The organism is Moorena sp. SIO4E2, from assembly GCF_010671945.1.
Lineage (GTDB): Bacteria > Cyanobacteriota > Cyanobacteriia > Cyanobacteriales > Coleofasciculaceae > Moorena > Moorena producens.
In genome coordinates, this window is the sequence record NZ_JAAHIE010000423.1 from 1 (window position 1) to 6,496 (window position 6,496).

At 44.4% G+C, this 6,496-nt stretch carries 2 protein-coding genes; both read right to left on the minus strand.

Features of this window, described 5'->3' with window-relative positions; translation table 11 throughout:
* Positions 1-114 precede the first annotated feature (114 nt).
* Positions 115-5,508 carry an SDR family oxidoreductase gene (locus F6K37_RS29365; RefSeq protein WP_287254001.1) on the minus strand — a complete coding sequence of 1,798 codons (5,394 nt, stop codon included), beginning with the start codon at positions 5,506-5,508 and terminating at the stop codon, positions 115-117.
* Positions 5,509-5,791: 283 nt separating this feature from the next.
* A complete protein-coding gene (locus F6K37_RS29370) occupies positions 5,792-5,929 on the minus strand; it encodes a hypothetical protein (protein ID WP_154659648.1) in 138 nt (45 codons plus the stop codon).
* Positions 5,930-6,496: the final 567 nt, after the last annotated feature.

The window sequence follows — 6,496 nt, forward strand, 5'->3', positions numbered from 1 at the left end:
CCAGCATTTAAGGCCGTAGGCCACGCTACGCGAACGGCTTTGTTTATCAGTACATATATTATAGCAATTTTATAATACCCTGTGCAAAATTCATCCCACACCTAATGCGTAGCATTAGGTGTGGGATGAATTTTGCCGGACAGCTAAACAAGCTTTCAATTTTTCAGCCAAAACCCGGACATTGGGTTCTAGCATCATTGAGATATGATCACCAGGAATATGGTGAACTTCAATGCCAGAAGCTGCCATACCATCCCAACCATTAAGAGGGTCATGGTAATGTCCTGGAGGTTGCTGTTTAGCTCGAAAGAGAGTTATTTTCCCTGGGTAGACTGATGACAGCTCAGATGCTTGAGTCTCGTAGTTAACATTTTGGATATCTGAGATGGCATCAACCAAATTAGGGTTTGCTAAACCAGGTTCGGTAGATAAGTTAGACTTTTTAGCAAACCACTGGAATTGCCGTTTGTATGCTCCAGATTTATAATGTCTGACAAACGCTCTGATTCTCTCAGACAAGTAAGCTCGCCTTTTGTCAGGTTCAAGTCTCCAAAGGTTATTCCAATAAGTTTGTAGTTTTTGTATCCAAAATAAAGTGTACCGTTGTAAGACAGTGGTATTTTCGTAGGGCTTCCACTGATAACCAATAGCATAGCTATCAAACAAGGCAACAATTGCTACAGTCTGACCTTGAGCATCAAGCTGCTTAGCCATTTCAAAGGCGATTTGACCTCCGAGGGATACCCCTTGTAGAAAATAAGGCCCTTCGGGTTGAAACCTTCGCATTTCTTCAATGTAGTGAGCGGCTAACTCCTTGAGTCCATTACCTATACCCGGTTTGGTATTGATGTTGTTGGCGTTAGTAGCCGCTGCTAGTCCATAACTTAGTCCATAAACTGGATAGTCCCAACCAAGATAACGTACCAAATCGCGGTAGTATATCAACCCTTCCCCAAGGATGTGAATCGCAAACAGAACTGGCTTGGAACCACTAGGTTGAATGGGCACTAGGGAAAACCAAGAGGATGACCATTCTGACTGGCACAGAAGGTGAGCGAGTTGCTTGATGGTTGGTGCTTGGAATAGAGCAGCTAGGGGCAGTTGTTTGCCGAAGGTCTTCTCAATCTCACCAGATAGCTGCACAGCTAGGAGGGAATTTCCTCCTAACCCGAAGAAGTTGTCATCGATGCCAATCTGGGAAACTCCCAACACCTTCTGCCAAATGCTAGCCAGTTGACGCTCTATATCAGTTACTGGCAAGACGTTTTCAGTGTCTTTGCTTGGTGAAATCAACTGCTCTCGGTCGATTTCACCTGCGGGAGTTAGGGGCATAGCTTGGAGTTGCTGAAACTTAGGGGTGATAGAGGTTCCAAAGGGAACGAATGCCTCTAACCTCTGCAACTGAGCAACAGATAGTTCTGTAACCGCCGTGAAATATACCGATACCCGCTGCCGATGGTATGGTGGCTGTTGGGTGTATCGTCTAACATAGGGATTGCTGCCATCCAAACCCAAAATCAGGGAGTGTTGGTCGTGGTGCAGCCCAGCGAGAATAGAATTGATTCCCTGTTGGTTGAAAATTCCGTACTGACCTAAGGCACGACGGGACTCCCTAATCTGTTTACTCCGATTGAGGGTGGTCTCAACCCATGTGCTTGAGCCATAGCAGTAGCTGCGCACCAAGGTCTTGTGCCGCTGGTAGTAGCAGAAGCACTCTAGAAAATTATTAGCGGCAGCATAAGCACCAATTGTCGCTCCCCCAAAGAAGGCTAGCACGGAAGAAAGGCTGATAAAAACACTGTCTGGCTTATCTTTAATTAGTTGATGCAGTACCCACGACCCTAAAAGCTTGGGACGAAGTGTAGCAGCAAAACTGTTGCGGGTTTCCTCTACTAAAAAATGTTCTGGGGCAATTCCAGCCAAATGAATGACCCCTTGAAGGTTTGCTTGCCAGTCAGACTGGGCTCGTTCAACCACCTGTTGCAACTGAGCTAAATCACAAATATCCACGGCCTCGTAGCGTATCTCTCCTCCCAGTTGCTCGGCCAGTTGCTCTAGGTTTTGATAGGCTCTGACGGCAGGTGCGAACCCATTTCCATCCTTTAAATGGTTTCCTTTGGTACTCGGCTCTGGTAAGGGGGTTCGACCAACTAAAAGCAGACGAGCTTGATAGTGGTTTAGGAGAAATTTAGCAATTTCTACTCCAATCCCTCCCAAACCCCCACTAATCAAATACATTCCCTTTTGCTTAAAGGGCAATTCCTGTTTTTCGAGTTGGGGTAGGTCAGCTTTTTCGAGTAAGGGCACCAAACGGTTGCGATTGCGGTATGCTACTTCTCGCTCTTTCTGACATACAGCCATTTCCCGCAGGATATGAAACCCATTAATGTGGTGGTCATCCACAGGTATATCGATATGGCGACAGTTCAGCCAAGGCAGTTCTCTCGGACAGGTTTTGATCAGACCCAGAATCGGACTTTTCTCATAGGCAATGTCATCCTGGGGCGAGGTAGGCTGTGTATAGCTAGAAACCACAGTCAACTGGACTTCTGAATTGAGAATTCTCAAGGGTGAATTCAACTGTGACTTCAAACCATCCAAAGCCTGAATTAAAAATAGTAGACTGTAAGTCCCCTGATTCTGAGCTTGTTCTAGTGCTTCGGATGACTCAATTTCTCCCCGATACTCGTCATAGGTCCACAAATGGAGAATCTGTGGGATGGGTTGGTCGGTTTCCACCAACGACTTCAGTAATTGCTGATAGTGATCAGGATTGGTGGGGTCAATAGAATAGCGGTTGCCTGTAAGTTGGGCATCTGTAAGTTTGGCACCTGTAAGTCGCAAAAAATCGGCTCCGGGGGCTCCGGGTTCCACTGCTACACATTGGTCTTTACCTAGCTTGGAGCACAATACTTCTCCTAATCCCAAGGAGTCTAGAAATATCAGAGTTCGACCATTTGTAGGTGTCCTACCTAAGGTTACTGCTTCTTTTCGATGCCAAACTTTACGATAAAACCAGTCTGGAAGGGTATTCTCATTACCCAGAAGACAATCAACTTGTTTGAGAATCGGGTCAAATTCACCAGCCTTAAACTGCTCCTTGAGTTGCGATCGCAAAATTTTCCCAATCGAACTCTTGGGGATTGCCTCTTTTGGTAGAGGAATAAGATAACTCGGACTCACCCCTAGTTTGCTAACCACCTCAGTGGAGATGTCCTGGAGTAATGGGGTTAACTGGTCATCCTCAGACCAATCAGTATGGAATAAAATGACCAATTGGTCAGTATCTTTACTTGGTTGTCGAATTCCGCAAGCTGCTGTGTAAGAGGGAATCACCCCCTCTACCTGCTCAACCACTGCTTCGATTTCATAACTATAGTGATTGAGACCATTAATAATAATGACATCTTTTTCTCGACCGGTAATCGTGAGACGTCCGTCACGCAGTACACCATTATCTCCCGTTTTTAACCATCCATCCGGTGTAAAGGCTTCTCGATTTAGCTCAGGATTCTGGTAATAACCATCACTCACCATCGGACCAGAAATCTGTACCTGACCCACTGTATCTTCTTCAACTATTTGTCCGAGTGCATCCACAATCCGCACAGAAAAGCCAGGCACAGGTCTGCCAACTTCTACAACAGAGTGGTTAACAGACTGGTTATCCGACGGTAAATTCAACAAGTACCGATGGGAAAATACCACAGCAGCACAGGTTTCAGACATTCCCCAAGCTGAATGCATGACATTGACGGATAACCCATGGGGAGAAAGCAACTGCAAGAATCGCTTTGCAGTTTGAGGTACAATCGGCTCAGCCACACTTAATACAGATTTGAGGGAAGATAAATCCCATTTCCGGTGGCTGTTCGCAACGGATTTCTGATTTATTTTCTGATTTATCAAACCTAGGGCAAAATTAGGAGCCCAGGCCAAGGTAACCCGATAGTTTTCAATCCAATCCAACCAATTGAGGGGATTTTCCAAGAAAGCTTTAGCGGGAGCATGGATTTGCAGGTTACCGACATAGACATCCCGAATACAACAGCGTACCAGAGAGCCAACATGGTCTAAATTAAGCCAGTTCAAGGAGATATCATCCTGGGTCAGATTATTCCTCTGGGCACTGGCGGCGACATTATTAATTAAATTGGCATGGGTCAACCTGACGCCTTTAGGCATTCCTGTACTTCCAGAGGTCAGTAACAATATTGCTAAATCATCCGGTTGGCTGTGATAGTAATTTAGGTCAGGCTCAGATGAGCGGAAGTTGTCTACGGTTTCAATTAAAATTTCTTTTTTGGGCAAGGGATGCTCGGTAGGAGCCGCTACGCGAAAGCATAAAGCACGGATTGCTGGAGCAAGGGTATCACTGGTTAGGATGACCGGTTGCTCTAGCATTTTCCAGGCATTGCACAGCTTATTGACGGTACTGTTAGATGACTCATAGGTCGGTGCGATCGCAATTGGGACTGGGACAAAACCGCCCAAAATACAAGCCCAGAAGGTTGGAATGAAGTCTTGATTTTGGTCAAATTGGAAGATTACTTTGTCTTGAGGCTTTAGATTTAGTTTTCTTAAGCCACCAAGAATCCGCTGTGCTTCTTTGAGGAGAGCTGGGTAAGATTGATAGTTTTGGTGAGTATTTCCCTGACTATCAGAGTCGAGATAGATAATCCCTTGCTCCGGCGCAACCCTTGCAGTTTTTAGTAGCGCTTGGGAGAGAGTTGAGATATCTGTTGGTAACTGTAGCGCTTCACCATGACTGATGGCGGGTTTTGATGGGGTGGAATTTGAGCGATGCTCCCCCTGAGCCGCTACGGGATGCTCGGTACGAGCTGCTACGGGAACGCAATCGTCGGAAGATGCCTTGGAGTAATCCCTCGGTAGGGGTTTGGCTTTTGATAATTCTGGCTTTGGACTAGTTTCGGTGGAGGCTGGAAGTAGGTCTAATAGATGTAGGGGTGTGTCGGGCTGGGTGTAGTCTTGTAGAACTACGGCGACTTCCTTGATTTCTGCCCCTCCATAACTATATGACTGTAGCTGCTCTTCCCATTGCTGCACTAAGTCGGTATCAATTATTTCTACAGAAGCTAGTGCTTGTTGATCTATCTCACCTGTGGGAGTTAGGGGCAAGGTAGTTACCGGAACAATAATTAGGGGGACTTTTGGTTCACCAAATTTTGGTTCACCACTAGATAGCAGAGTGTCTGAGATGGTGTCTGACACGACCCCTTGCAGGAGCGATCGCAGTTGTTCTGATGAAGGTGATCCAGCTGAGACTACATAGGCAATAATAGGCAAAAAACTACAATTGTCTCTGAGGGCTATTTTTTTCTTTTCTTCTGTAATTTTCCTCTCCAGGACAACACAGTCGTCAACTAACGGATTTGCTAACAAAGCCGATTCGATTTTGGTCAATAGTTGTGGCAGATAGTCTTGGATTGGCTTTTCTATAATGTTATCGGTATCTTGTCCTATATAATTGGTAATATATGGCTGCATTTTTCGATACTTTTATTGAGTTTTTTTTTGACGATGGGTTTAATTCCGGATTAATAATGTATTTAAATATATTAATTTAAATTAATTTAAAAAAATAAAAATGGTGATTAAAATTTGAAAATTATGGTAGATAAATGGGATTAATTAAGAATCATAATTATCTAATTATATTTAAAATTAATGCCATTAAAAAGTTTAAAAATATAGCCTTTATAAAATATATGAGGTACAGTATTTATTGGCGCTGATTGCCTTTCAGACATTCTTGTATAGCACTACGCATTCAGATTAGGACATTGTCTTGATGCAGTCGCTCATGGGGGAAACCACGGCAGTCGCTCATGGGGGAGACCCCCAAGACCGCGCTGCCTTCCCAAGACCGTAATGGTGCGTTTTCCGCATTAAGAATGAAATTCGCCACGGGTCGCACCTCTGCATCGCTCCTAAACTCCGAAACGTAAGTAATCGCTTACTTATGACTTCTGACTTCTGACTTCTGACGCTAAGCGTAGCGCTATATTGCTGCCAAATGCCTTCTGCCCTCTGCATTAAAAGGATAAGCAAAGTACTTCAAGGAATTAAAACTGCTATAATTAAAAGGCTGAAATCGCTGTAATTACTTTAATAAAAGGGGTTTCTGCGTAAGTCCTATTGGTAGGCTCAGTTTGGTCTCAGTGAGCAGCCCAAGGTCAAGGGTGGTAAGGGCACTTTTTTGATAGCTCTTAGCCTGAGGTTGAATCACATGATCAATATCCGAAAGATAACCACAGGTATACTGAAAAACGTTACTCATTTTGCTACAGCCTATCCTAAAGTTAGGCTCTGCTAGGAGCCTCGTACTTTAACATTTTCAAGATTTATCGATTAAGTCCGGATAGGTGTGTCAGTGATCAATAAACTTCTATTAAAGTGGTACTATTACGACCTTTTATTAAATCAGGACAAAAAACCTGAAACTCTTGTCCCTGTCTTGATGCAAAGCGCGAGT

Excerpts from the sequence above, each read along its gene's own strand:
- F6K37_RS29365 (WP_287254001.1), bottom strand. The coding sequence starts at position 5,508 with ATGCAGCCATATATTACCAATTATATAGGACAAGATACCGATAACATT.